Below are 4,553 nucleotides of genomic sequence, written 5' to 3'. Positions count from 1 at the left end.
GCGCCGATCGCGACGTACCACCGGCCCGGCAGCGCGAGTCGCGCCCAGCCGGCGCCGGCGACGGCGAGCAGGACCGCCGCGACCACCCGGCCGACCCGGCCGCCGTCCTGGCGCACCCGGGCGACCTGGCGCAGTTCGGCCACCACGAAGGCCTTCGTCGTCCCGGCCTGCCAGATGAGCAGTTCGTCGGTGACGGCGGCGTCGGGCCCGCGGTAGTAGGTGCGCACATGTCAGTAGAGCAAGGCGCCGGGCGTGATCGCCATCGTCGTCAGTCCTGCAACGCCACCGGAACCGGGCGCAGGTCGATCCGGACCGGGGTGCCGACCGTCAGCTCCGCCAGCGACTCGCCGCTGACCTGGGCCACGACGATGCTGTCGCCGACCTCGACGGTGACCCGGCTGGTCGGGCCGAGGAACGCCGTGGACAGCACCCGGGCCTGGCCGTCCGGGTCGGGCACGACGCCGACCGACTCCGGGCGCACCAGGGCGGTCACCTCCGGACCGCCGGTGGCCGGCTTCACCAGGGGCAGCCGGGTGCCGAGCACGGTGACCGTGTCCCCGTCGACGTGGCCGGGCAGCCGGTTGCTGAGCCCGACGAAGTCCGCGACGAACGCGCTCGCCGGGCGCAGGTACACCTCGGCCGGCGCGGCGAGCTGCTCCAGCCGGCCGGAGCGCATCACCCCGACCCGGTCGGCGATGGCCAGCGCCTCCTCCTGGTCGTGGGTGACGAACAGGGTGGTGGTGCCGACCTCGGTCTGGATCCGGCGGATCTCGTCGCGCAGCTGCACCCGGACCTTGGCGTCCAGTGCGGACAGCGGCTCGTCGAGCAGCAGCACCTGCGGCTCGATGGCCAGTGCCCGGGCCAGCGCCACCCGCTGCTGCTGGCCGCCGGAGAGCTGGTGCGGGTAGCGGCCGGCGTGCTCGCTGATGCCGACCAGGTCCAGCATCGCCGCGGCCCGGTCACCGCCGGCGCGCCGGCGCAGCTTCAGACCGAACTGGACGTTCTCCAGCGCGGTCAGGTGCGGGAAGAGGCTGTACGCCTGGAACACCATGCCCATGTCACGCCGGTTGGCCGGCAGGCCGGTGATGTCCTTGCCGCCGACCAGCACCCGGCCGCTGTCCGCGTCCTCCAGCCCGGCCAGGATGCGCAGCGCGGTGGTCTTGCCGCAGCCGGACGGGCCGAGCAGGGCGATCAGCTCGCCGGGCTCGATGTGCAGGTCCAGCCCGTCCAGGGCGTGCACGGCGCCGAAGGTGCGGCGCAGGTCGTTGAGGTGGACGGCGACACCGTTCATCGGGACGCCTTTCTGCGATCGCCGAACAGGGACAGGAGCAGCAGCAGCACGAACGCGAGGATGAGCGCGGCCAGCGACACCGCCACCGACATGGTCGCGCTGCTCTTGCCGAGCAGGTTGATGGCGACCTGCAGGTTGGTGCGGTTCAGCAGCGAGGCGATGGTGAACTCGCCCAGCACCAGGGCCACGGTGAGGAACGCGGCGGACAGCACGGCCGAGCGGATGTTCGGCAGCACCACCCGGGCCATCACGGTGAACCAGCTCGCGCCCAGCCCGCGGGCGGCCTCGGCGAGCGTCTTGACGTCGATCGCCGACAGCCCGGCGTCGATCGCCCGGTAGGCGTAGGGCAGGACCAGGATCGTGTACGCGAACGTGAGCGTCAGCGACGAGCCGCCGAGGAAGTAGTTGACCCACGCGTACACCGGGGCCAGGCCGACGACCAGCACGATCGCCGGGATGGTCAGCGGCAGCAGGCAGATGAACTCGACCAGCGGGCGCAGGCCGGGCAGCCGCAGCCGGACCCAGATCGCCGTGGGCACCAGCAGCACCAGCATGAGCAGGGCGGTGAGCAGGGCCTGGCCCAGGGACGCGACGATCCCGTCGGCCAGGTCGGGGTAGGTCTCGCTGAGCTTCGGCCAGTCGGCGAGCAGCGACCAGGTGCCGCTGTCCCCGCGGGTGGTGAACTCCACCATCGCCGCGAGCGGCAGCAGGAAGAAGACCCCCATGACGGCCAGGACCGTCCAGCGGAACGCGGACTGCCGGCGGGCCCGGCGCGCCCTCAGCCCAGCCATCGTGCGGTCCGCTTCTGCAGCAGGGCGTACAGGGTCATCACCACGGCCACCACCACGACCATGCCCAGCGCCATCGCCTTGCCGAGGTTCTGCTGGCCCAGGACGACCTCGCTGGTCAGGGCGCTGCGGATCTGCAGCGGCACGATCGGGTTGCCCTGGCTGACCAGGGCCGCCGCGGTCGCGTACGCGGAGAAGGCGTTGGCGAACAGCAGCAGCGTGGAGCCGAGGAACGCGGGCGCGAGCAACGGTCCCGCCACCTTGGTCCAGTACTGCCAGGTGGAACCGCCGAGGCTCTCGGTGGCCTCGCGCCACTGCGGGCGGATCCCGTCGAGCGCGGGCAGGAACACGATCACCATGAGCGGGATCTGGAAGTACGTGTAGACCAGCACGAGGCCCGGCAGCTCGAAGAGCCAGACGCCACCGGAGTAGATGTCGACGCCGAGGTTGTCGCGCAGGAACACGGTGACGAAGCCGGACAGGCCGAGGGTGGCGATGAAGGCGAACGCCAGGGTGACGCCGCCGAACTGGGCCAGCACCCCGGACGCGGCGGTGACGATGCGGCGCAGCAGCCCGCCGGGCCGGGCGGTGGCCAGCGCGTACGCCAGCACCGCCCCGAGCACCGCGCCGAGGAGCGCGGTGACCGCCGACAGCAGGATGCTGCGCCCGAACGCGTCCAGCACGTAGGAGTCGCCCAGCGCGGTCACGTTGGCGAGGGTGAAGCCGCCGTCACCGGCGAACGCCCCGATCGCCACCACCAGGGTGGGGATGACCAGGAAGACGGTGACGTAGGCGAAGAACGGCAGGGTGCCGAGCAGGCTGCGCACCTGGTTCAGGCGCAGCCGGCCCCGGGGGGCCCGGACCGGCGGCACGGGTGCCGCCAGCTCCGGGCCGTCGAGGACGGTGGCCATGCTCAGCCGATGGCCTTGGCCCAGTTGGCCACCAGGTACTCCTTGGCCTTGGTGGTCTGGGCCTCGGTCTGGAAGACCGGGGTGCCCTCGACCTTGGGCAGGGCCCCGAACGCGGTGGCGTCGATCGTGCCCGCCTTGACCATCGCGTCGGCGCGCACCGGCCGGGCGCCGCCCTTGAGCCACAGGTTCTGGCCCTCGTCGGAGTACAGGAACTCCTCCCACAGCCGGGCGGCTGCCGGGTGCGGGGCGTCCTTGCTGATGGCCTGCACGTAGTACGAGCCGAGCACCGCACCGGCCGGCACCACGGTCTTCCACTGGATCTTGCCGCTGAGCTTGGCGCCCTGCGCGACGTTGAGGTAGTCCCAGTCGATGACGACCGGCGTCTGGCCGGACTCGACGGTGGCCGGGGTCGGGTCGACCGGCAGGAAGTTGCCGGCCTTCTTCAGCTGTCCGAAGAAGTCGACGCCGGGCTTGATGTCGTCGGCGGAGCCGCCGTTGCCGAGCGCGGCCATCGCGACACCGGCGAACGCGGCCCCGGCCTGGGTCGGGTCGCCGTTGAGCGCGACCTTGCCCTTGTACTCGGGCTTGAGCAGGTCGGCCACGCTCGCCGGGGCGGGCATCTTGGCGCTGTCGTAGCCGATCGACATGTAGCCGCCGTAGTCGTTGGTCCAGGTGCCGCCGGCCTCTTTGAGCGCGTCCGGGATGTCGGCCCAGGTGGCCACCTTGTACGGGGCGAACTTGGCCACGTTGGCGGTCGCGACGGCACTGCCCAGGTCGAACACGTCGGGCGCCTTGTCCTGGCCCTTGAGCTGGTCCGCGGCGTTGATCTCGTCCTGGCTGTTGGCGTCCGGCTGGGCCGAGTTGACCTTGATGCCGTACTTGGTGCCGAAGGCCTTGATGATCTCGCCGTAGTTGGCCCAGTCCGGCGGCAGCGCGATGACGTTGAGCTGGCCCTCCTTCTTGGCCGCGGCGACGAGCGCGTCCATGCCACCGAGGTCGGCGGCGCTGGCGGCGGTGGCCGCACCGGTGCCGCTGGAAGCGCTCTCCTTCTCGGGCGGGGAGCAGGCCGTGAGGCCGGCGAAGGTCGTGACCGCCAGCAGGGCCGCGGCGGTACGGGCAAGGGTCCGCACTTGGGTTCCTCCATCTCATCGGCACCCGCCGAGCCGGCGGTGCCGCTGTGGATCATGAGAGTACGGGGTATCGGGCGGGCGGGCGACAGGCGGCGATCAGGCGTCGGCGGCCTGAACGACAGCCGTCACGAACTGGTCGTTCTCCACCGCACCACCACCGTGGGGCTGGGCGAGGCGGTCACGGGCGTAGCCGTACGCGACTCCGCTGCGCGGATCCGCGAAGCCGAGCGAGCCGGCCGCGCCGAAGTGGCCGAACGCGGCCGGGCCGAGAAACGGATAGGGGGTCGACATGGCCTCGAAGCCGAGGCCGAACTGGGCACCGGAGCCGCCGGACAACAGGTCGGGCGCGGTGCCGCCGGCGGGCGAGCCCTGCGCCGTAGGCGCCGGTCCCCTCGACCCCGATCCGTGATGCCTGGCCGAACCCGCGTATCCA

The 4,553-nt window shown here is 72.1% G+C and carries 4 protein-coding genes and 2 pseudogenes; all 6 read right to left on the bottom strand.

Going from position 1 to position 4,553, the window contains the following annotated elements:
- Nucleotides 1–227, bottom strand: a pseudogene (locus tag AB0C29_RS34960) (hypothetical protein); the annotation flags it as partial.
- Between the two features lie 41 nt (nucleotides 228–268).
- Nucleotides 269–1,291, bottom strand: a complete 1,023-nt coding sequence (locus AB0C29_RS34955; protein ID WP_360829556.1) for an ABC transporter ATP-binding protein — start codon at nucleotides 1,289–1,291, stop codon at nucleotides 269–271.
- Nucleotides 1,288–2,082: an ABC transporter permease subunit gene (locus AB0C29_RS34950; RefSeq protein WP_360829553.1), complete on the bottom strand. Its 795-nt coding sequence runs from the start codon at nucleotides 2,080–2,082 to the stop codon at nucleotides 1,288–1,290. Before AB0C29_RS34950 ends, AB0C29_RS34955 begins: the two co-directional genes overlap by 4 nt.
- Complete coding sequence (locus tag AB0C29_RS34945) at nucleotides 2,070–2,990, bottom strand: ABC transporter permease (RefSeq protein WP_360829550.1); 921 nt, start codon at nucleotides 2,988–2,990, stop codon at nucleotides 2,070–2,072. Before AB0C29_RS34945 ends, AB0C29_RS34950 begins: the two co-directional genes overlap by 13 nt.
- Nucleotides 2,991–2,992: 2 nt before the next feature.
- Nucleotides 2,993–4,120: an ABC transporter substrate-binding protein gene (locus AB0C29_RS34940; RefSeq protein WP_360829547.1), complete on the bottom strand. Its 1,128-nt coding sequence runs from the start codon at nucleotides 4,118–4,120 to the stop codon at nucleotides 2,993–2,995.
- 96 nt (nucleotides 4,121–4,216) lie between these two features.
- Nucleotides 4,217–4,553: pseudogene (locus AB0C29_RS34935) on the bottom strand (EstA family serine hydrolase); the annotation flags it as partial.

This window comes from Actinoplanes sp. NPDC048791 (assembly GCF_040650095.1).
GTDB lineage: Bacteria > Actinomycetota > Actinomycetes > Mycobacteriales > Micromonosporaceae > Actinoplanes.
Note: the sequence above shows the minus strand (reverse complement) of the source record. Positions and strands in the feature narration are given on the sequence as shown.